Genomic DNA, 20,487 nt, shown 5'->3' with positions numbered 1-20,487 from the left:
ACCACCCGGCATGCGGGTCCGCACCGGGCGGTTCGAGAGTTTGAGGTCAAGAGAGCCGGGGAAGCCCCAGCCGGTCGAAGTAGCTGATGGTCAGGACCGTCTTGAGTTGCCCGTCGCTGTTTCTCCACCAGCATCGGCTGTTGCTCGCCACCCGCTTTGCCGCAGTGTCCGTGGCGCCAAGAGCTTTGAGCGCCCGGTAGATCGCGTGCGACCCACGCCAGTGTTTGAGCTGGATGGCCCGCAACCGGTGCCGCAGCCACTGGTCTAGCTTGCGCCAGACACTCGGTGTCTGTGCCAACCCGAAGTACGCCTTCCAGCCCAGCATGTAGGGTCGCAGCGCCTGCACCACTTGCGCCATGCTGCGTCCGCCTGAGCGGCCCGTGAGTTCCCGGATGCGCGCCTTGAAGTTGTCCAGCGCCTTGTGGGCCACGGCGCATTTCACTTCGCGCCCCTTGGATACCCACAGCTCGTAGCCCAGGAATTTGCGCCCGAAGGCGCTGCACACGGCACTCTTGGCTTCATTGATCTGAAGCCTCAGCTTGCCGTACAGCGTCCTGAGCCACGCCATCACCCGCTCGCCGGCTCGTCGGCTGCCCACATAGACGTTGCTGTCGGCGGCCGTCCACGCCCGCCGCGCCCTTGTTGGCCTTGACCCGCTTCCAAGCCGCTTGCAGGTTCTCTCTCGTCAGCGCCGCCTCCAGCAGGGTACCCGGCTACTACGACCTCTGCTGAGACCCGCTCCGGCATGGCCGTCGCCCTTTCAGGCACAAGACGAGGCGTCCCCAGGTAAGAACGCACTCCTTCATCGCACAACCGCCGCGCCGCTTCGCCTTGATCACGAGAGCTTCGTGGAATCATGCCCACTCGCCCTGCTCGGCAGCGCCTTCTATGCGGTTCTTGTTCATCGGCTCGCGATTTACGCTCCACGCTTCCTTCCCACGCTCGGTCGCCCTCACGCAGTTGCGCTTCGCTTCGTTCGTCGTGATCAACTTACGACGGGACTTGCACCCGTAAGAGTGCGCCCATGCTGGGCGCACATGAAAAAGGCCCGTGTCACCGACACGGGCCTTTTCGCTCTGGATGGTGGAGCCGGGGGGAATTGAACCCCCGTCCGCAAGCCATCACCGGGCAGATCTACATGCTTAGCCGGCTGATTTGAATCTCACGGTCAACTCGCGCAGTGGCACGCTAGCTTTCCCGCCAGTCACTTGATCTCACGCCCTACCGAGTGACCCGGTCGGACGCCAGCCGATGTGAGTGACTTCTCAGCCTTGCCCCTTGCGGAACTCAGCCCGGCCCATCGGCCTGCCGTTGAGAAGCTCATCCGCAATTAAGCGGCGAGTGCGAACGTAGAGTCGTTTGCAGTTACTTTGTTTCCAGTGGTTTTACGAGCGGACTGGTGCTCGGCATGCCCTACTCCGGATCCGCACCCACGTCGAAACCAGGTCGGCCCCAGAGCTCCGTAGTTTAGGCCACTCCCAGCGCTTTCAAGAGATCGCCAGGCGCATGCAGCGCCAGATCGGCCTCCCAGTGCGCAAATTCGCCACGCGCGCCCAGGTAGCCCCACGCAGCGGCCGCCGTTGCCATGCCGGCGGCGCGCCCGGCGAGGATGTCACGCTCGTCGTCTCCCACGTACAGGCAGACCTCGGGCGGCAGGGACAGGCGTCTTGCGGCCTCCAGAAGCGGCGCCGGGTGGGGCTTCGTGTGCGCAGTCGTGTCACCCCCGACGACGACGGCCGCGCGCAGCCCCAGCGCTGCAACCAGCGGCAATGCAAAACGCTCGGCCTTGTTGGTCACGATGCCCCAGGCCAGACCGGCAGTATTCAGTCCTTGCAGTTCCTCCATCACGCCAGCGAATGGCTGCGTGCTGTCGAACATCAAGCCTTCGTAGCGATCAAGGAAGTCCCGCTTCAATTCGTCGTAGCCCGCCTGGCCCGGCCCCACGTCAAAGGCCTGCGCGAGCATGCCGCGCGCACCGGAGCCGCCATGCGGGCGGTACTGTGCCAGCGGCAGCGGCGCGAGGCCGCGGTCGACACGCATCGCATTGGCTGCGCGAGCCAAGTCCTCGGCGCTGTCGACGAGCGTACCGTCCAGATCGAACAGCACTGCCTGCAAATGACACCAACGAGACGCGATCACAACGGGCGGCGGCAAGCGATCAGGTAGTTGACGTCCGTGTCGGTGCCGAGCGCATAACGCTGCGTCAACGGGTTGTAGGTCAGGCCGCGGCTGGACTGCACATCCAGGCCGGCGTCGCGGCAGAACTGGGCCAGTTCCGATGGCTTCAGGAAGCGCGCGTACTCGTGCGTGCCCTTGGGCAGCATGTTCAACACATACTCCGCGCCGACAATGGCCAGCAGGAAGGACTTGGCGTTGCGGTTCAGCGTGGACAGGAACACCCAGCCGCCCGGCTTCACCAGCGTGGCACAGGCGCGCACGACCGACCCGGGGTCCGGTACGTGTTCCAGCATCTCCATGCACGTGACCACATCGAAGCCGCCTGGCTGCTCGACGGCCAGTGCCTCCACTGCGATCTCGCGGTACTCGACGCCCTCGGTGCCCGCCTCCATCGCATGCAACTCCGCCACACGCAGCGGCTTGGTCGACAGATCGATGCCCAACACCTGCGCTCCTGCCCGCGCCATGGAGTCGCTCAGGATGCCGCCGCCACAGCCCACGTCGACGACGCGCTTGCCGGACAGCGGGCAGAGCTGCTGGATCCAGCTCAGTCGCAATGGATTGATCTGATGCAGCGGCTTGAAGTCGCTCTCAGGGTCCCACCAGCGGTGGGCCAGTTCGCCGAATTTGGCGAGCTCTTGAGGATCGGCGTTGATCGTCATGACGGTCTGAAAATAGAAAAGCCCCGGACGGGCGGGCCGTGCGGGGCTTTGGAGCCAAGCGCCCGAGGGCGCAGAGCTTACTTGTTGCGCGTACCGACGACTTCGATCTCGGTGCGGCGGTTCTTCGCACGGCCTTCGGCAGTCTTGTTGTCAGCCACGGGCTGCTTCTCGCCCTTGCCTTCGGTGTAGACGCGATTCGGCTCGACGCCCTTGCTCACCAGGTAGGCCTTGACGGCTTCCGAGCGGCGGATCGACAGCTTCTGGTTGTAAGCATCGCTGCCCACCGAGTCGGTGTGGCCCACGGCGATGATGACTTCCAGGTTGATGCCCTTGGTCTTGCTGACCAGGTCATCCAGCTTGGCGGTGGCTTCGGGCTTCAGCGTGGCCTTGTCGAAGTCAAAGAAAGCGTCGGCGGCGAAGGTGACCTTCTCGCTGACCGGCGGCGGCGGCGGCGTCACGACCTTCGGGGGAGCCGGCGGAGGCGACGGCGGCGGGGGAGCAACCGGAGCGACCGGCTCGACCTTCGGCGCGGCCTTGATTTCGCCGTCGCAACCCGGAGCTGCCGTGGCAGGCGTCCAGAAGTTGTTGCGCCAGCAATATTCGTTAGTGCCGTTCTTCCAGACCGTACCGTCGGTCGCGCGCCAGTTGTCGATGGTTTGCGCAGATGCCGACGAAGTCGCGGCGGCGATCGCAGCCATCGCAAACAGCGACGCCACGCGATTCAATTTCTTCATGATTCTCCTCTCAAGGAATGCCGCAGTTGCCCTGCGAGAGTCAGTACTCAACCTCTAACCTCAGGAGAGACTTTAGGGTTTCTCCTAGGGACTCGACGATTGTGCCATGCAGGCACCGAGACCTACGCATTGTGGCGGCCTACGTTCATGGGCACCGTGACGATGTTGCGCTGCTGCTACAGGGAGGCGCGGCGCTTAGAATTCGCGGCTTTCACCTACCTCCAAGGACGCAGCGCCCACGTAGGCGCGAGCGCAAGCCTGACGCATGACCCAGTTCGCCAAGGAAACCCTGCCGATCAGCCTTGAGGAGGAGATGCGCCGCTCCTACCTCGACTACGCGATGAGCGTGATCGTCGGCCGCGCGCTGCCTGATGCCCGCGACGGCCTCAAGCCGGTGCATCGCCGCGTGCTGTACGCGATGAACGAGATGGGCAACACGTACAACGCCAAATACCGCAAGAGTGCGCAGGCGGTTGGCGAGACCATGGGTAAATATCACCCCCATGGCGATTCGGCCATTTACGACACGATCGTCCGCATGGCGCAGCCGTTCAGCCTGCGTCACATGCTGATTGATGGCCAGGGCAACTTCGGCTCCATTGACGGCGATAACGCCGCGGCGATGCGGTACACCGAAATCCGCCTGGACAAGATCGCCCACGAAATGCTGGCCGACATCGACAAGGAAACCGTCGATTTCGGACCCAACTACGACGGCAGCCATAAGGAACCTCTGGTTCTGCCGACCCGTTTGCCGAATCTGTTGGTGAATGGCTCGGCGGGTATTGCGGTGGGTATGGCCACCAATATCCCGCCGCACAACCTCAACGAGGTGGTCGACGCCTGTCTGGTGGCGCTGAAGAACCCGGAAATCACAGTCGACGAGCTGATGGAAATCATCCCGGCCCCCGACTTCCCAACCGCCGGCATCATCTATGGCCTGGCGGGCGTGCGCGACGGCTACCGCACCGGCCGCGGCCGGGTCGTGATGCGCGCCAAGGTGCACTTCGAGGACATTGACAAGGGCAACCGCCAGGCGATCATCGTTGACGAGATCCCCTATCAGGTCAACAAGAAGTCCTTGCTCGAACGCATCGCCGAGCTGGTGCACGAGAAGAAGATCGAGGGCATCAGCCACATCCAAGACGAGTCCGACAAGTCGGGCATGCGCGTCGTCATCGAACTCAAGCGCGGCGAAGTCCCCGAGGTGGTGCTGAACAACCTCTACAAGCAGACGCAGCTGCAGGACAGCTTCGGCATGAACATGGTGGCGCTGGTCGACGGCCAGCCGAAGCTGTGCAATCTGCGCGACATGATCATCGTGTTCCTGGAGCACCGCCGCGAGGTCGTGACCCGCCGCACGATCTATGAACTGCGCAAGGCCCGCGAGCGCGGACACGTGCTGGAAGGCCTGGCGGTTGCGCTGGCCAACATCGACGAGTTCATCGAGACCATCAAGACCTCGCCCACGCCGCCGGTCGCCAAGGCGGCGCTGATGGCCAAGAGCTGGGACTCGTCGCTGGTGCGCGAGATGCTGACCCGCACCGACGGCGGCGGGCAGGCCTACCGGCCGGAAGGCCTGGAAGCCCAGTTCGGCATGCAGCCGGATGGCCTGTACCGCCTGTCCGAAGCGCAGGCCGGCGAAATCCTGCAGATGCGCCTGCAGCGCCTGACCGGGCTGGAGCAAGACAAGATCGTCGGCGAGTACCGCGACGTGATGGCCGAGATCGCCGATCTGCTGGACATCCTCGCCACGCCGGCGCGCGTGACCACCATCATCGGAGACGAGCTGACCCAGCTGAAGACCGAGTTTGGCCAGACCAAGCTGGGCGCCCGCCGCTCGGTCATCGAACACAACGCGCAGGAGCTGGGCACCGAAGACCTGATCACGCCGACCGACATGGTCGTGACGCTCTCGCACACCGGCTACATCAAGAGCCAGGCGCTGAGCGAGTACCGCTCGCAGCGCCGCGGCGGCCGCGGCAAGCAGGCCACGGCGACGAAGGACGACGACTGGATCGACCAGCTCTTCATCGCCAACACGCACGACTGGATCCTGTGCTTCTCCGACCGTGGCCGCGTCTACTGGCTGAAGGTTTGGGAAGTGCCTCAGGGCTCGCGCAACTCGCGCGGCAAGCCCATCGTCAACATGTTCCCGTTGCAGCAAGGCGAGAAGATCACCGTGGTGCTGCCACTGACGGGTGAATTCCGCACCTTCCCCGAGGACCACTTTATCTTCATGGCCACGGCGCTGGGTACTGTGAAGAAGACGTCGCTGAAGGACTTCAGCAACCCGCGCAAGGCCGGCATCATCGCCGTCGACCTGGACGAGGGTGACCACCTGATCGGCGCGGCGCTGACCGATGGCCATCACGACGTGATGCTGTTCAGCGACGGCGGCAAGGCCGTTCGCTTCGACGAGGACGACGTGCGCCCAATGGGCCGCACCGCCCGCGGCGTGCGCGGCATGATGCTTGAGCCCGACCAGCGCCTGATCGCCATGCTGGTGGCGGAGGACGAGTCACAAAGTGTGCTGACGGCGACAGAGAACGGCTACGGCAAGCGCACCTCCATCGTCGAGTACACGCGGCATGGCCGTGGCACCAAGGGCATGATCGCCATCCAGCAGAGCGAGCGCAACGGCCGCGTGGTCGCCGCGACGCTGGTGCGCCCGGAGGACGAGATCATGCTGATCACCGACAAGGGCGTGCTGGTGCGCACCCGCGTCGCCGAGATCCGCGAGTTGGGCCGCGCCACGCAGGGCGTCACGCTGATCGCGCTGGACGACGGCAGCAAGCTGTCGGGCCTGCAGCGCATCGTCGAGAACGACGCCAACGAGGCGGAGAACGGTACCGAAGGCAACGACCCCGACACTACCGACTCCCCTGAAGCTTCCAAGGACTGACGACATGACTTCTCGCAAGCTGGGCCTGGCCCTCGCGCTCGCCCTGACCGCCGGCGCGGCGCTGGCCCAACCCTCGCCCGCCAAGAAGGCCTTGATCGACAAGATCGTCGCGCTGCAGACGCAGGGCCTGGCCGACGGCCTGGCCGGCAACCTGATCCAGGGTCCGCTGCCGCAACTGGTGACGGCGGCTCGACAAGCGCTGATGCAGATGCCGGCCGACAAACGCGAAGCCGCTGGCAAAGCCGTCGACGCCGAGATCAAGAAGTTCCTCGACGAGAACGTCGGCTATCTGAAGGACAAGGCCGCCAAGGCTGCGCCCAGCACGGCTTCGGCGCTGCTGGACGAACGCTTCAACGAGGACGAACTGAAGCAGATCCTCACCTGGGCAGAATCGCCGGTCAGCCAGAAGTTCGGCCTCGCCAACGCCGAGCTGCAGAAGGCCGTGGCCCAGAAGGTCATGACCGAGGCCGCACCGACGCTGGAAGGCCGACTGAAGACCTTGCAGACCAACGTCGGCAAGCACCTGGGCATTCAGCCGCCGGCGCCTGCTTCGGCACCCAAGCCCGCCGCAGCGCCCAAGAAGCAGTAATCCTCATTGATGACCTCATCCCGCCCGTTCAACTTTTCCGCCGGCCCGGCCGTTTTGCCCGAACCTGTTCTGCGCCAGGTGGCCGCCGAGATGCTGGATTGGCACGGCAGCGGCATGAGCGTCATGGAAATGAGCCATCGCGGCAAGGAGTTCGGCAGCATCTTGGCCACCGCCGAGTCCGACCTGCGGGAGTTGCTGGCCGTGCCCGCCAACTTCCGCATCCTGTTCATGCAGGGGGGCGGGCTGGGCGAGAACGCCATCGTGCCGTTGAACCTCAGCCGGGGCGGCAAGGTGGACGTGGTCGTCACTGGTTCCTGGTCGCGCAAGAGTGCGGCCGAGGCGCGCCGCTACGCCGACGTGCAAATCGCCGCCGAAGGCAGTGGCCGCGAGATCCCCCGAGGCTGGCGGCTGCGCGACGACGCAGCCTATGTGCACGTGTGCACCAACGAGACCATCGACGGCGTTGAGTTCCACGACCTGCCGCACGTCGACAACGAGGTGCCGCTGGTCATCGACTGCTCGTCGCACCTGCTGTCCCGCCCCATCGATTGGCGCCGCGTGGGCCTGGCCTTCGGCGGCGCACAGAAGAACGTCGGCCCGGCGGGCCTGACGCTGGTGTTCGTGCGCGAGGACCTGCTGGGCCGCGCGATGGACATCTGCCCGACGGCGTTCAATTACGAAACCGTGGCGAACAACCAGTCCATGTACAACACGCCGCCGACGTTCGCGATCTACGTCGCCGGCCTGGTGTTCCAGTGGCTCAAAGGCTTCGACTACGCCGGCAAGCGTGGCTTGGCCGCGATCGAGCAGCGCAACATCGACAAGGCCGCGCTGCTCTACGGCGCGCTGGACGGCTCGGGCTTCTACGAGAACCGTGTCGATGCAAATTGCCGCTCGCGCATGAACGTGCCGTTCTTCCTGACGGATGAGACGCTGAACGACGCCTTCCTCGCCGAGGCCAAGGCTGCCGGCCTGCTGCAGCTCAAGGGTCACAAGTCGGTGGGCGGCATGCGTGCCTCGCTATACAACGCGATGTCGCTGGAAGGCGTGCAGGCGCTGGTGTCGTTCCTGAAGGATTTCGAGGTGCGCCGTGGCTGAACCCGTCGCCTCGCAGGCGCTGCTGGCGCTGCGCGACCAGATCGACGGTCTGGACAAGCAGCTGCTTCAGTTGCTGAACGACCGTGCTCGCGTCGCCGAGCAGGTCGGCGAGATCAAGCGCGCCGAAGGCACGCCGTTTTTCCGCCCCGACCGCGTCGCGCAGGTCATCGACAAGATCCGCGCCGCCAACCCCGGGCCGCTGAAAGGCGAGCACGTGGCGGCCATTTGGCGCGAGATCATGTCCGCCTGCTTGGCACTGGAGTCGCCGCAGCGCGTTGCGGTGCTGGGCCCCGTCGGCACCTTCTGCGAGCAGGCCGCCATCGAGTATTTCGGCGGCGCCGCCGACATGACCTACTGCGCCAATTTCGACGAGGTCTTCCACGCGACCGCGTCGGGCAGCGCACAGTTCGGGGTCGTCGGCGTCGAGAACATGACCGAGGGCGTCGTCACGCGCTCGCTGGACCTGTTCCTGCACACCCCCTGCCACGTTGTCGGCGAGGTCAGCCTGCTGATCCGCCACAACCTGATGCGCAAGGAGCCGTCCATGCACGGCATCGAGGCGGTGCTCGCGCATCCTCAGGCGCTCGCGCAATGCCAGAACTGGCTGAACAAGCACCTGCCTGAGGTTGAGCGCCGGGCGGTGTCCAGCAACGCCGAGGGCTCGCGCCTGGCCGCGACTAACCCGGCTTGGGCTGCGCTGGGCAGCGAACGCGCGTCGACACTGTTCGGCCTGCACATCACCGCGCACGCCATCCAGGACGAGGCGTACAACCGCACCCGCTTCGCCGTCATCTGCCTGCCGCAGACGATGGCCACGCCGCCGGCCACGGGTCGCGACTGCACCAGCCTCGTCGTCTCCGTGCCGAACCGGCCGGGTGCCATGCACGACCTGCTGGTGCCGCTGAAGACGCACGGCGTGTCCATGACACGGCTGGAGTCTCGCCCGGCCCGAACCGGCCAGTGGGACTACTACTTCTACATCGACCTGGACGGCCACCCCAGCCAGGCCCACGTCGCCGCAGCCCTGGACGAGCTGCGCGCGAACTGCGCCTTCTTCAAGATGCTGGGCGCCTACCCGGTCAAGAACTGAGGCCACGCGACCATGTTCCAACAGCTCGGCGTCATCGGCTGCGGCCTGATGGGCGGCAGCTTCGCGCTGGCGATGAAGAAGGCCGGCCTGGTCAAGCGCGTCGTCGGCTACAGCAAGTCGCCATCGACCACCAAACAGGCCAAGAAGCTCGGCGTCATCGACGTGGCGGCCGAGTCGGCGCTTCTGGCGGTGTCCGGCTCCGACATCGTGCTCATCGCCGTGCCGGTGTCGGCCACCGAAGCCACGCTGAAGGCCATCCGCCATCTGGTGAACCCCGGTGTGCTGTTCATGGACGTGGGCTCGACGAAGTGCGACGTCATCGAAGCCGCCCGCCGCGCACTGGGTGAGAAGGCCGCCAGCTTCGTGCCCTGCCACCCCATCGCCGGCAAGGAGTCGGGCGGCGTGCAACATGCCGAGGCGACGCTGTACGAAGGCCGCCAGGTCATCCTGACGCCGCAGCCGTTCACGAACCCGCAGCTGGTGCAACTCGCCACCGATGTGTGGTCGGCACTGGGCACAACGGTACTGAAGATGCGGCCGCACAACCATGACGCGGCGTTCGCCGCCGTCAGTCACCTGCCGCACCTGCTTGCCTTCGCCTACTTCCAGGCGATTGCCGAACAGCCGGCGGCGCGCGACTACCTGAGCCTGGCCGGGCCGGGCTTTCGCGACTTCACGCGCATTGCCGCCGGCGAGCCCTCGGTCTGGCGCGACATCTTGCTGGCCAACAAGCACGAGGTGCTGGCGCAGTCCAAGCGCTTCCGCACCATGCTGGACCAGCTCGAAGCGCTCATCGAAGCCGGCGATGCAGCGGCGCTGGAGGCAGCCATCCGCCCTATCGCCGAAGGCCGCTCCGCGTGGAGCCTTCCCTCCTCTCCTGCAGTCCCTCCCGGCCGCCCCGCCGGCAAGTGATGTTCAAGATTCCTTTCCTCGACCTGCCGCCACTGCGCGGCGCCGCAGGCACGGTGCGCCTGCCCGGCTCCAAGAGCATCTCCAACCGCGTGCTGCTGCTGGCGGCTTTGAGCGAAGGCCGCACCGTCGTACGCGACCTGCTGGCTTCCGATGACACGGCTGTCATGCTGGACGCGCTGCGCGCACTGGGCTGCGGTGTTGCCAAGGACGGCGACACGGTCACCATCGTGGGCCTGGGCGGCAAGCTGCTGGCCAAGCAGGCGCATCTGTTCCTCGGCAACGCCGGCACCGCGATGCGCCCGCTGACGGCAGCGCTGGCTGTCATGGCGGCGACGCAGGGCGGCAGCTTTGAGGTGTCGGGGGTCGCGCGCATGCACGAGCGGCCCATCGGTGACCTGGTCGACGCGCTGCGCGGCCTGGGCTGCGCCATCGACGACCTCGGCAACTCCGGCTACCCGCCGCTGCGCCTGCGCGGCCCGTCGCCGCTGGCGCTGGACGCGCCGGTCAAGGTGCGCGGCGACGTGTCCAGCCAGTTTCTGACCGCGCTGTTGCTGGCGCTGCCGCTGGTGGCCGAGAAGGACATACGTATCGAGGTCATCGGCGAGCTGATCTCCAAGCCCTACATCGAGATCACGCTGGCGCTGCTGGCGCGCTTCGGCATCGCCGTGCGTCGCGAGGGCTGGGAGGCGTTCGTCATCCCGGCCGGGAGCCGCTATGTGTCGCCGGGCGAGATCTTCGTTGAAGGCGACGCCTCGTCGGCGTCCTACTTTGTCGGCCTGGGCGCCATCGCAGCCGCCGATGCGCCGATCCGGATCGAAGGCGTCGGCAGTGCCTCGCTGCAGGGCGACGTGCGCTTCATCGAAGCCGCGGCCGCGATGGGTGCCGACGTGAAGGCCGGCCCCAACTGGCTGGAAGTCCGCCGCGGCGCCTGGCCTTTGCGCGGCATCACGCTCGACTGCAACCACATTCCCGACGCTGCGATGACGCTGTCCGTCATGGCGCTGTACGCGGATGGCCCAACGACGTTGACCAATATCGCCAGCTGGCGCGTGAAAGAGACCGACCGCATCGCTGCGATGGCCACCGAGCTGCGCAAGCTGGGCGCAACGGTCGAGGAAGGCCCGGACTGGATCAGCGTCGAACCGTTGAAGAACTGGAAGGCCGCGTCCATCCACACATACGACGACCACCGCGTCGCGATGTGCTTCTCGCTGGCAGCCTTCAATGCGCTGGTCACCGAGCGCACGGTGCCAGTACGGGTGCTGGAGCCGCACTGCGTCGCCAAGACCTTTCCGGACTACTTCGAGACGCTGTTCGACGTCGTCACAGCGCGCGCCGAGGACATCCCTGTCATCACCATCGACGGCCCCACCGCGTCCGGCAAGGGCACGCTGGCCGACGAGACGGCCAAGGCGCTTGGCTTCGCCGTGCTGGACTCCGGCGCGCTGTACCGCGTGACTGGCCTGGCCGCGCGCCGCGCCGGCTTGAACCTGGACGACGGCCACGCGGTTGCCGCCATCGTGCCGACGCTGAAGCTCGGCTTCCGCGACGGCCACGTGTTCCTCGGCGAGGAGGACGTCAGCGCCCGGCTGCGCGCCGAGGCGACCGGCCTGCTGGCCTCCCAGGTCGCCGTGCACCCGCCCGTGCGGCAGGCGCTGCACGACCTGCAGCTGAGCTTTCGCCGCCTGCCCGGCCTGGTTGCGGACGGCCGCGACATGGGCACCGCCCTCTTCCCTGGCGCCGACCTGAAGGTCTTCCTGACCGCCAGCGCTGCGACGCGCGCCGAGCGCCGGCATAAGCAATTGATTTCCAAAGGGATTTCAGCTAATATCACCAGCTTGCGCGAAGATCTGGAGGCGCGTGACGAGCGGGACAAAAACCGCTCGGCGTCGCCGCTGGAGCCCGCGCAAGACGCGCTGTTGCTGGACAACTCCGACTTGAGCATCGAGGAATCGGTGACGCAGGTATTGGATTGGTGGCAACAGCGCCGGCCGTTCTGACACCGGGACTCCTGCAAGGGGCGCCATTTGTCGGAGCGGCACAGGCCTGAGAAGCCAAGGCCCGCCGGCCTCCATCGGGCGCCCGCCCGAGTGCAGGAGCAGCACAACGTTGCTCACGGCCAGCGGATCGCAACAACCTAACCCCGCAGGCTCGCCTGCACCGCCGCGTCGACATCCGGCGCATCAAGGTCCACCAACATGTCCCAAACCCAAACCGCCCAAGCCTCCGGCATGGAATCCTTTGCCGCGATGTTCGAGGAGTCGCTGCAGCGCTCCGACATGCGCGCTGGCGAGGTGATCTCGGCCGAAGTCGTTCGTGTCGAACACAACTTCGTCGTCGTCAACGCAGGCCTCAAGTCCGAAGCCTACGTGCCCATCGAAGAGTTCAAGAACGACCAGGGCGAGCTTGAAGTCCAGGTCGGCGACTTCGTGTCCGTCGCCATCGACGCCATCGAAAACGGCTACGGCGACACCATCCTGTCGCGCGACAAGGCCAAGCGCCTGGCCTCGTGGCTGAGCCTGGAAACAGCCCTGGAGTCTGGCGACTTCGTGACCGGCACCGTCTCTGGCAAGGTCAAGGGCGGCCTGACCGTCCTCGTCAACGGCATCCGCGCCTTCCTGCCCGGCTCGCTGCTGGACACCCGCCCGGTGAAGGACATGAGCCCGTTCGAGGGCAAGACCATGGAATTCAAGGTCATCAAGCTCGACCGCAAGCGCAACAACGTTGTGCTGTCGCGTCGTGCCGTGGTCGAAGCCTCCATGGGTGAAGAGCGCGCCAAGCTGCTGGAAACGCTGTCCGAAGGCGCCATCGTCAACGGCGTGGTCAAGAACATCACCGAATACGGTGCGTTCGTCGACCTGGGCGGCATCGACGGCCTGCTGCACATCACCGACATGGCCTGGCGCCGTGTCCGTCACCCGAGCGAAGTGGTGACGGTCGGCCAGGAACTCACGGCCAAGGTCCTGAAGTTCGACGCCGAGAAGAATCGCGTCTCGCTGGGCATCAAGCAGCTGGGCGACGACCCGTGGTTCGGCGTTGCTCGCCGCTACCCGACCAGCACCCGCCTGTTCGGCAAGGTCACGAACATCGCCGACTACGGCGCGTTCGTCGAGATCGAGCCGGGCATCGAAGGCCTGGTGCACGTCTCCGAGATGGACTGGACCAACAAGAACATCGCCCCGAGCAAGCTGGTCTCGCTGGGCGACGAAGTCGAAGTCATGGTTCTGGAAATCGACGAAGACAAGCGCCGCATCAGCCTGGGCATGAAGCAGTGCAAGGCCAACCCGTGGGAAGAGTTCGCCGAGAACGTCAAGCGCGGCGACAAGGTCAAGGGTCCGGTCAAGTCCATCACCGACTTCGGCGTGTTCGTGGGCCTGGCCCAGGGCATCGACGGCCTGGTGCACCTGTCCGACCTGTCTTGGGACGAGACCGGCGAAACCGCCGTTCGCAACTTCAAGAAGGGCCAGGAAGTCGAAGCCGTCGTGCTGGCTGTGGACGTCGAGCGCGAGCGCATCTCGCTGGGCATCAAGCAGCTGGACAGCGACCCGTTCACCGCCTTCACCACGATCAACGACCGTGGCGCTTCGGTGACCGGCAAGGTCAAGACCGTCGACCCGCGCGGCGCCGAGATCGAGCTGGCTGACGGTGTGATGGCCTACCTGCGCGCTTCGGAAATCTCCCGCGACCGCGTGGAAGACGCCCGCAACGTGCTGAAGGAAGGCGACGAAGTCACCGCCGTCATCGTCAACATCGACCGCAAGACCCGCAACATCCAGCTGTCGATCAAGGCCAAGGACAACGCCGACCAGCAGGAAGCGATGCAGCGCATCAGCCAGACCAACGAGCGTGAAAACGCCGGCACGACCAGCCTGGGCGCCCTGCTGCGCGCCAAGCTCGACAACCAGGGCAACTAAGCCCTTGTCGATCTGCCCGGCCTGAAGCATTGCGCTGAAGGCCGGGTATGCTCCCCACAGGCTCGCTCGGCCTTCCGCCGGCGAGCCTGTTCATTTTCCAAATGCAAGCCATGACCCGCTCCGACCTCGTCGCCGTCCTCGCCGAAAGATTCGGTCAACTGACCCAGCGCGACACCGAGTTCGCGGTCAAGACCATCCTGGACGCGATGAGCGACGCCCTGGCGCGCGGCCACCGCATCGAGATTCGAGGCTTTGGGAGCTTCTCCATCAGCCGCCGCCCGCCGCGCGTGGGCCGCAATCCGCGCAGCGGCGAGCAGGTCATGATCCCCGAGAAGCTGGCGCCGCATTTCAAGCCCGGCAAGGCTTTGCGCGAGGCCGTCGATGAACACCTGCCGGTGACCGACGCCTGAGCCAGAATCCGGGGCCATGCGCACCCTCGTCTGGCTCCTGCGAGCCCTGCTCTTCTTCACGCTGTTCGCCTTCGCGCTGAACAACAGCCACGACGCCGTCGTGCGCTGGTTCTTCGGCCACGAATGGCGCGCCCCGCAAGTCATCATCGTGCTGCTGGCCTTCGGCCTCGGTGCCGCCTTCGGCGTGCTGGCCATGGTTCCTACGTGGTGGCGCCACCGCCGTGCTGCACAGCGCAGCGAACCTGTCACCATTCCTGCGGTTGCGTCACCCGACGCGCCGGCTGCCCCCTACGCCGCCCATCAAGATGGAGTTTGATCCGCGCTGGCTGCTGTTCGTCCTGCCCATCGTCTTCGTGCTCGGCTGGCTCGCGTCCAAGCTCGACTCAAGGCAGTGGAAGCTCGAACAGCGTGAATCACCCAAGGCCTACTTCAAGGGCCTGAACCTGCTGTTGAACGAGCAGCAGGACAAGGCCATCGACGCCTTCATCGAGGCCGTCCAGAACGACCCGGACACCTCCGAGCTGCATTTCGCGCTCGGCAGCCTGTTCCGCCGCCGGGGCGAGACCGAGCGCGCCGTGCGTGTGCACGAGCACCTGATCCGCCGCGGCGACATCACCAAGGCCGACCGCGACCGCGCACAGCATGAACTGGCGCAGGACTTCTTCAAGGCCGGCCTGTTCGACCGCGCCGAAGCGGCGTATGCGGAGCTGCGTGGCACCGCGTTCGAGCGCGAGGCTCGCCTGGCGCTGCTGTCGCTGTACGAGCGCTCGCGCGACTGGGCCAAGGCCGCCGACATCGCCGCCGAACTGGAGGCCGCTGGCACCGGCTCGTTCTCGGGTCGCATCGCGCACTACCTGTGCGAGCAGGCGCTGGTGGCGCAGGCCCAGGGCCATGCCGATCTAGCGCCGGCGCTGCTGGAACAGGCCCAGCGCCGTGCACCCGAAGCCGCGCGCGCCTACGTCCTTCAAGGCCAGGTGCTGCTGAAGGCTGGCCAGCCCGAGTTGGCACTGGCCGCGTTCACGAGGCTGCTGGCAGTCAACCCGCCAGCCTTCAATCTGGTCGCCGCCGACTGTGCGGCGGCTGCCACCCAGCTCGGCCGACCGGAGCGCGCCATTGCGCTGCTGATCGAGCAGTACCAACGCGCGCCGAGCATGCACCTGCTGCGCGCGCTGGCGACCCTGCAGCCCGAACCGCAGCGCGAGCGGCTGGCCGCCCATCTGCGCGAGCATCCGGCGCTGTCCGCCGCCACGGATCTGCTGAAACTCAATGCCAGCGCGCTGCCGGCTGACGAAGCGGCCCCCATGGTCAAGGCCTTGGAAACCGCGACCAAGCCGCTGCTGCGATACCGCTGCGCCGCCTGCGGTTTCGAAGCCGCGCACTATTTCTGGCAGTGCCCCGGCTGCCTCAATTGGGACACCTATCCCCCGCGCCATGTCGAAGAACTCTAAGCGCACGATCGTCTGCATGAAGTGGGGCACCAAGTACGGCCCCGAATACGTGAACCGGCTGTACGCGATGGTGCGCAGGCATCTGCAGGGCGAGTTCCAGTTCGTCTGCCTGACCGACCGCACCGAAGGCATTCGCACCGAGGTCCAGTGCTTCCCCATCCCCGAGCTGACGCTGCCCAACGGCGAGCCGGAGCGCGGCTGGAAGAAGCTCACCACCTTCAGCCCCGTGCTCGTCAACGCATACGGTCTGAGCGGCACCGCCCTCTTCCTGGACCTGGACGTCGTCATCGTTGACGACATCACGCCGTTCTTCGAGGTACCCGGCGAGTTCCTCGTCATCCACGACTGGAAGCGGCCCTGGCGCATCACCGGCAACTCCTCGGTCTACCGCTGGGAGCTGGGCGAGCATCAGGACGTGCTGACTGAGTTCGTCACCGACCAAGCCAAGGCCAAGGCGGAGTTCCGCAACGAGCAGGCCTTCCTGTCCGCAGTGCTGCACCGCCAGGGCAAGCTGCAGTACTGGGATGCGTGCTGGTGCGCCAGCTATAAGTACCACTGCATCCCCGCCTGGCCCACCAGCTACTGGCGTGATCCGTTCATCCCGGATGGCGCGCGCATCCTGATCTTTCACGGCGTCATGAACCCGCCAGATGCATTGGCCGGCCGCAGCAACGGCAACTGGCGGCATGCGCGTCCAGCGCGCTGGATCGCGGACCACTGGCGCGAATGAGCTTCGCTCCGTTCATCTTCCTGGCGCTGTTCGTCCTTGCCGCAGGGCTCCTGCTGCGCGAGTTCGCGACCGTGGCACGTGCGCACGCGCCATCGCAGACGCGTGTCGTCTTCGTCGGCGACAGCGCGCCAGCCTGTAAGGCCCAGATCCCCCGGGTCATCTGGACCTACGCGCAGCCGACGCCGCCTACCCAGTTCGTGCAGGCCTGCATCGCCAACTGGCGCCGCTTCGTGCCCGACCACGAGGTGCGCGTGCTGGACCGCGCCAGCATTGCCGCGTGGCTGCCCGAACTGCGCGCGGACTTCGACGCGCTGACGGCCCGGCAGCAGACCGAGTGGCTGCGCGTGCGCTTGCTGGCCCGGCATGGCGGCGTGTGGATGGACGCGGCGACGCTGCTGAGCCGCGATCTCGCCTGGCTGCATGACCTGCGCGCCCACCGCCAGGCCGACTACGTGGGCTTCTACATCGACCGCGACACGAAGCGACCGGAATTGCCGCTGATCGACACCGGCCTGATGGCCAGCGTGACCGGTGGCGGCTTCGTGACGGCGCTGGCGGACGCCTTCGACCGCGCCCTGGACGCGGGCGCCGAGGTACTGCTGCAGCGCCTGCGCGACGAGGGCAGGCTGGCGGCCGTCGTGCAGGGGCGGGCCAACGGCGCCGCGGGTGACCACCTCCTGCAAGTCGTGGCTGCCGATGAGCTGGACCGCGCCCCGCAAGCGCACCGCCTCGCGCTGCTGCGCGCCGAGGACGGCCCGCAGGCCTGGCTGGCTGCGGTGGGCTGGCGCACGCGCCACCACTACGCGCGGATCGCGCTGACGCACGCCCCCACCCGCCTGCCGGCCCTCGTCACGTTGCGCGACCGCGAACACGCGATGACGGCTCGCCACTGGCTGAAGCGCCGCTGGCTGGCGGGTAGCGCGCTGATCGAGCTGCTGGGAAAGCCGCATGAGCACCGCTGACGCCCGCCCCTGGCTGAGCGTGCTGATGCCGGTCAATAACGCCGAGGGCGACGTGAAGCGGATGCTGAAGGAGCGCGCCCAAGGCCACCTCATGGCATGCGACTGGAACCCCTGATGCTGCCCATCGTCTATGTCAATCTGGCCCGCGACGCTGATCGTCGGGAGCGCCTGGAGGCCGAGTTCGACCGACATGGCATCGTCGCGCAGCGTTTCGACGCCACGCTGTGGACGGCGCTGCCGGAGCAGGAGCAGGTGAAGCTCTACTCGCCGACCCTGAACCAACGGCAGTTCCACAAACCGCTGGTCAACGGGGAGAAGGGCTGCTATGCGAGCCACCTGCGCACCTGGCAATGGCTGCTCGACTCGGAGGCCGCAGCGCTGGTGGTGCTGGAGGACGACATCGCGTTGCAACCGGACTTTGGACGTGTCATCGAAGCCATTGAAGCCTTGCCGCCTGGCTGGGACATGATCAAGCTCATCGGTAGAGACAAAGAGCGGCCGCTTCGCCGCCGCGCGCTCGTACAGGGCACTGAACTCATCGACTATCGACGCGTGCCCAGTCTCACCGCCGGCTACGTCGTCAGCCGCAGCGGGGCTGCCAAGCTGGTGGCAACCCGCATTCCATTTGGCCGCCCCATCGACGTCGACCTGAGGCACTGGTGGGAAAACGGGCTGAAAATCCACGGCGTGCTGCCGGCGGCCATCAGGCTCGACGAGACCAGCTTCCAAAGCTCGATCGGAACGAAAGCCGCCGAGACCCGCCTGCTCACCCGCTGGCGCAAGTTCATCAACAAGGCCAATTACGGTTGGCAAAACCTGCGGCACCGGTAGATGACCCTGCCCCTGCGCCACTCCACCACCATGACCGAATTCGACATCCTGATTGTTGGCGCCGGCTTTGCTGGCTCCGTCTGCGCGCGGCAATTGGCCGACGCCGGCAAGCGCGTCATGGTGATCGACCGGCGAGACCACATCGGCGGCAACGCCCATGACAAGGTCGATGAGCACGGCGTGTTGATCCACCCCTACGGGCCGCACATCTTCCACACCAACAGCAAGAAGGTCTTCGAGTACCTGTCGCGCTTCACGCACTGGCGCTTCTACGAACATCGCGTGCTGGCCCAGGTCGGCGCGCAGTTGCTGCCCATCCCGATCAACCGCACGACGATCAACCAGCTCTACGGGCTTTCGCTCAACGGCGATGAGGTGCGCGCCTATCTCGATGGTGTCCGCCAGCCGCGCGATCCAATCAGGACCAGCGAGGACGTGGTGCTGAACTCGGTGGGGCCCGACCTGTGTGAGAAGTTCTTCCGCGGCTACACGAAGAAGCAGTGGGGACTGGACCTCAGTGAGCTGTCGGCCGGCGTGGCGGCACGCATCCCGACCCGCGACAACGACGACGACCGCTACTTCAGCGACAGCTTCCAGTTCATGCCAGCCGAGGGCTACACCCGGATGTTCGAGCGCATGCTGGACCATCCTGGCATCACGGTGCGCACCGGCTGCGACTTCCGCGACGTTCGGGCGCAATTCGGCGGCGCCCACCTGATCTACACCGGCCCCATCGATGCGTTCTTCGACCACTGCTACGGCCCACTGCCCTACCGCAGCCTGCGCTTCGATCACACGCATCTGGGCGACGTCGCGCAGTTCCAGCCGGTCGGCACCGTCAACTACCCGAACGACCACGACTACACGCGCATCACCGAGTTCAAGCACCTCACGGGCGAGCCGCACACCGGTACGTCCATCGTGCGTGAGTACCCGCAGGCCGAAGGCGACCCGTACTACCCCATCCCGCGGCCCGAGAACGAGGCGCTGTACAAGCGCTACGAAGCGCTGGCAGAACAGCAGCGGGGCGTCAGCTTTGTGGGTCGACTGGCGCAGTACCGCTACTACAACATGGACCAGATCGTCGCCGCCGCGCTGACCGCGGCGCAGGATCTGCTGGAGGTGCGCGCATGAACCGCAGGAACCTGGTGGTGCTGCGTGCGGGCGATGCGTCGCTGCATCGCGGCTGGATCGCCGAACCGGGCCGCGACTTCGACCTCTTCATCAGCTACTACGGCCAGAAGCCCGATCTGCACAAGGACGATGCCGACCACTACGAGATGCGGCGCGGCCCGAAATGGTCGTGTATCGGCGACCTGCTTGCCGAGCACCCTCACCTGATCGATCGCTACGACGCGTTCTGGTTTCCTGACGACGACCTCGCCGCGACCACCGAAACCCTGAACCGCATGTTCGGCCTCTTCCACGGCTTCGGGCTCGCACTGGCCCAGCCGGCGTTGACGCGCGACTCGTACTACAGCTGGAACACGCTGCTGCAGCACCCGCGCTACGTGCTGCGCCACGTCGCCTTCGTGGAAGTGATGGCGCCGCTGTTCGACCGGAGTTCGCTGCGGGCCTGCCTGAAGACCTTCACCGAAAGCCGCAGCGGCTGGGGGCTGGACTGGGTCTGGCCTGAACTGGCGGGCCGGGGCCGGCGCGATTCGATCGCCGTGCTTGACGCGACGCCGGTCAAGCACACTCGCCCGCTCGGCGGCGACCTGTACCGCAACAACCCCGAGATGGATCCGCGACTCGACGAACAGCGTCTGCTCGCGCAGTACGGCGCGCGGGGAAACCGTTATGCCAACAAGTACCTGCTGTACGGTGGCATCGCACGTGTCAGACCCACCTTGTGGGAGCAGCTGACGCTGATGGTGAGGCGCCTCAACGCCCAGCGTCGCATGCGTCGCACCGAGCGGCGCAAGCGCCGGGCGCTTGCGTCAGAGGCCTAGGGCCTGTTAAAACTACGGGAGTAGGCCGCGAGGGCCCGCCGTCAGGGACCAATCAAGGCGCAGCGCGCAGCC

At 66.2% G+C, this 20,487-nt stretch carries 18 protein-coding genes, 1 other RNA gene and 2 pseudogenes; 16 read left to right on the top strand and 5 right to left on the bottom strand.

What is annotated here, in order from left to right:
• Positions 1-46 precede the first annotated feature (46 nt).
• From ACG02S_RS04980 to ompA, 5 genes and pseudogenes are all read right to left on the bottom strand, one after another.
• Positions 47-619, bottom strand: a pseudogene (locus tag ACG02S_RS04980) (group II intron maturase-specific domain-containing protein); the annotation flags it as partial.
• A gap of 462 nt (positions 620-1,081) precedes the next feature.
• Positions 1,082-1,454, bottom strand: a transfer-messenger RNA (tmRNA) gene (gene ssrA, locus ACG02S_RS04975).
• A 13-nt stretch (positions 1,455-1,467) separates the two neighbouring features.
• Positions 1,468-2,154, bottom strand: a complete 687-nt coding sequence (locus tag ACG02S_RS04970) for an HAD-IA family hydrolase (protein WP_394469337.1) — start codon at positions 2,152-2,154, stop codon at positions 1,468-1,470.
• Entirely contained in the window at positions 2,136-2,840 is a 705-nt protein-coding gene (ubiG, locus tag ACG02S_RS04965) for a bifunctional 2-polyprenyl-6-hydroxyphenol methylase/3-demethylubiquinol 3-O-methyltransferase UbiG (protein ID WP_394469336.1), read from the bottom strand. The genes ACG02S_RS04970 and ubiG overlap by 19 nt, the downstream gene beginning before the upstream one ends.
• Before the next feature lie 77 nt (positions 2,841-2,917).
• Positions 2,918-3,574, bottom strand: a complete 657-nt coding sequence (gene ompA, locus ACG02S_RS04960) for an outer membrane protein OmpA (protein ID WP_394469335.1) — start codon at positions 3,572-3,574, stop codon at positions 2,918-2,920.
• 265 nt (positions 3,575-3,839) lie between these two features.
• Here ompA and gyrA point away from each other — a divergent pair, with 265 nt between their 5' ends.
• The 16 genes and pseudogenes from gyrA to ACG02S_RS04880 all read left to right on the top strand — a co-directional run bounded on the left by gyrA (position 3,840) and on the right by ACG02S_RS04880 (position 20,415).
• Positions 3,840-6,479, top strand: a complete 2,640-nt coding sequence (gene gyrA, locus ACG02S_RS04955) for a DNA gyrase subunit A (RefSeq protein ID WP_394469334.1) — start codon at positions 3,840-3,842, stop codon at positions 6,477-6,479.
• 4 nt (positions 6,480-6,483) lie between these two features.
• A complete protein-coding gene (locus tag ACG02S_RS04950; RefSeq protein ID WP_394469333.1) occupies positions 6,484-7,068 on the top strand; it encodes a DUF2059 domain-containing protein in 585 nt (194 codons plus the stop codon).
• Between the two features lie 9 nt (positions 7,069-7,077).
• Entirely contained in the window at positions 7,078-8,166 is a 1,089-nt protein-coding gene (gene serC / locus ACG02S_RS04945; RefSeq protein ID WP_394469332.1) for a 3-phosphoserine/phosphohydroxythreonine transaminase, read from the top strand.
• A complete protein-coding gene (gene pheA, locus ACG02S_RS04940) occupies positions 8,159-9,256 on the top strand; it encodes a prephenate dehydratase (RefSeq protein ID WP_394469331.1) in 1,098 nt (365 codons plus the stop codon). The genes serC and pheA overlap by 8 nt, the downstream gene beginning before the upstream one ends.
• A gap of 12 nt (positions 9,257-9,268) precedes the next feature.
• Positions 9,269-10,168, top strand: a complete 900-nt coding sequence (locus ACG02S_RS04935) for a prephenate dehydrogenase (protein ID WP_394469330.1) — start codon at positions 9,269-9,271, stop codon at positions 10,166-10,168.
• The gene (locus tag ACG02S_RS04930; RefSeq protein ID WP_394469329.1) at positions 10,168-12,168 is read left to right on the top strand and encodes a bifunctional 3-phosphoshikimate 1-carboxyvinyltransferase/cytidylate kinase; all 2,001 of its coding nucleotides are present in this window, start codon (positions 10,168-10,170) and stop codon (positions 12,166-12,168) included. Before ACG02S_RS04935 ends, ACG02S_RS04930 begins: the two co-directional genes overlap by 1 nt.
• A 189-nt stretch (positions 12,169-12,357) precedes the next feature.
• Positions 12,358-14,082, top strand: a pseudogene (gene rpsA / locus ACG02S_RS04925) (30S ribosomal protein S1); the annotation flags it as partial.
• A gap of 110 nt (positions 14,083-14,192) precedes the next feature.
• Positions 14,193-14,492: an integration host factor subunit beta gene (locus ACG02S_RS04920; RefSeq protein WP_056270919.1), complete on the top strand. Its 300-nt coding sequence runs from the start codon at positions 14,193-14,195 to the stop codon at positions 14,490-14,492.
• 16 nt (positions 14,493-14,508) lie between these two features.
• Positions 14,509-14,808 carry a LapA family protein gene (locus ACG02S_RS04915; RefSeq protein ID WP_394469328.1) on the top strand — a complete coding sequence of 100 codons (300 nt, stop codon included), beginning with the start codon at positions 14,509-14,511 and terminating at the stop codon, positions 14,806-14,808.
• On the top strand, positions 14,798-15,940 hold the full coding sequence (gene lapB / locus ACG02S_RS04910; RefSeq protein WP_394469327.1) for a lipopolysaccharide assembly protein LapB: 1,143 nt from the start codon (positions 14,798-14,800) through the stop codon (positions 15,938-15,940). The genes ACG02S_RS04915 and lapB overlap by 11 nt, the downstream gene beginning before the upstream one ends.
• Positions 15,924-16,670: a glycosyltransferase gene (locus tag ACG02S_RS04905; protein ID WP_394469326.1), complete on the top strand. Its 747-nt coding sequence runs from the start codon at positions 15,924-15,926 to the stop codon at positions 16,668-16,670. The genes lapB and ACG02S_RS04905 overlap by 17 nt, the downstream gene beginning before the upstream one ends.
• Entirely contained in the window at positions 16,667-17,632 is a 966-nt protein-coding gene (locus ACG02S_RS04900; RefSeq protein WP_394469325.1) for a glycosyltransferase family 32 protein, read from the top strand. Before ACG02S_RS04905 ends, ACG02S_RS04900 begins: the two co-directional genes overlap by 4 nt.
• Positions 17,619-17,747, top strand: a complete 129-nt coding sequence (locus ACG02S_RS04895) for a hypothetical protein (protein WP_394469324.1) — start codon at positions 17,619-17,621, stop codon at positions 17,745-17,747. The genes ACG02S_RS04900 and ACG02S_RS04895 overlap by 14 nt, the downstream gene beginning before the upstream one ends.
• On the top strand, positions 17,747-18,463 hold the full coding sequence (locus ACG02S_RS04890) for a glycosyltransferase family 25 protein (RefSeq protein WP_394469323.1): 717 nt from the start codon (positions 17,747-17,749) through the stop codon (positions 18,461-18,463). The genes ACG02S_RS04895 and ACG02S_RS04890 overlap by 1 nt, the downstream gene beginning before the upstream one ends.
• Positions 18,464-19,597 carry a UDP-galactopyranose mutase gene (glf, locus tag ACG02S_RS04885; protein WP_394469322.1) on the top strand — a complete coding sequence of 378 codons (1,134 nt, stop codon included), beginning with the start codon at positions 18,464-18,466 and terminating at the stop codon, positions 19,595-19,597. It begins immediately after the preceding gene.
• Positions 19,594-20,415, top strand: coding sequence for a DUF707 domain-containing protein (locus ACG02S_RS04880; protein WP_394469321.1), 822 nt, complete (start codon positions 19,594-19,596; stop codon positions 20,413-20,415). The genes glf and ACG02S_RS04880 overlap by 4 nt, the downstream gene beginning before the upstream one ends.
• The last annotated feature ends 72 nt before the right edge of the window (positions 20,416-20,487 follow it).

The organism is Pelomonas dachongensis, assembly GCF_043555865.1.
Lineage (GTDB): Bacteria > Pseudomonadota > Gammaproteobacteria > Burkholderiales > Burkholderiaceae_C > Pelomonas > Pelomonas dachongensis.
Note: the sequence above shows the minus strand (reverse complement) of the source record. Positions and strands in the feature narration are given on the sequence as shown.

What these genes read in the sequence shown, in the direction of transcription:
- ACG02S_RS04880 (WP_394469321.1), top strand. Translation starts at nt 19,594, where the DNA reads ATGAACCGCAGGAACCTGGTGGTGCTGCGTGCGGGCGATGCGTCGCTG.
- ACG02S_RS04915 (WP_394469328.1), top strand. Translation starts at nt 14,509, where the DNA reads ATGCGCACCCTCGTCTGGCTCCTGCGAGCCCTGCTCTTCTTCACGCTG.
- serC (WP_394469332.1), top strand. Translation starts at nt 7,078, where the DNA reads ATGACCTCATCCCGCCCGTTCAACTTTTCCGCCGGCCCGGCCGTTTTG.
- glf (WP_394469322.1), top strand. Translation starts at nt 18,464, where the DNA reads ATGACCCTGCCCCTGCGCCACTCCACCACCATGACCGAATTCGACATC.
- ACG02S_RS04895 (WP_394469324.1), top strand. Translation starts at nt 17,619, where the DNA reads ATGAGCACCGCTGACGCCCGCCCCTGGCTGAGCGTGCTGATGCCGGTC.
- ACG02S_RS04900 (WP_394469325.1), top strand. Translation starts at nt 16,667, where the DNA reads ATGAGCTTCGCTCCGTTCATCTTCCTGGCGCTGTTCGTCCTTGCCGCA.
- ACG02S_RS04935 (WP_394469330.1), top strand. Translation starts at nt 9,269, where the DNA reads ATGTTCCAACAGCTCGGCGTCATCGGCTGCGGCCTGATGGGCGGCAGC.
- gyrA (WP_394469334.1), top strand. Translation starts at nt 3,840, where the DNA reads ATGACCCAGTTCGCCAAGGAAACCCTGCCGATCAGCCTTGAGGAGGAG.
- ompA (WP_394469335.1), bottom strand. Translation starts at nt 3,574, where the DNA reads ATGAAGAAATTGAATCGCGTGGCGTCGCTGTTTGCGATGGCTGCGATC.
- ACG02S_RS04920 (WP_056270919.1), top strand. Translation starts at nt 14,193, where the DNA reads ATGACCCGCTCCGACCTCGTCGCCGTCCTCGCCGAAAGATTCGGTCAA.
- ACG02S_RS04950 (WP_394469333.1), top strand. Translation starts at nt 6,484, where the DNA reads ATGACTTCTCGCAAGCTGGGCCTGGCCCTCGCGCTCGCCCTGACCGCC.
- ACG02S_RS04930 (WP_394469329.1), top strand. Translation starts at nt 10,168, where the DNA reads ATGTTCAAGATTCCTTTCCTCGACCTGCCGCCACTGCGCGGCGCCGCA.
- lapB (WP_394469327.1), top strand. Translation starts at nt 14,798, where the DNA reads ATGGAGTTTGATCCGCGCTGGCTGCTGTTCGTCCTGCCCATCGTCTTC.
- ACG02S_RS04905 (WP_394469326.1), top strand. Translation starts at nt 15,924, where the DNA reads ATGTCGAAGAACTCTAAGCGCACGATCGTCTGCATGAAGTGGGGCACC.
- ACG02S_RS04890 (WP_394469323.1), top strand. Translation starts at nt 17,747, where the DNA reads ATGCTGCCCATCGTCTATGTCAATCTGGCCCGCGACGCTGATCGTCGG.
- ubiG (WP_394469336.1), bottom strand. Translation starts at nt 2,840, where the DNA reads ATGACGATCAACGCCGATCCTCAAGAGCTCGCCAAATTCGGCGAACTG.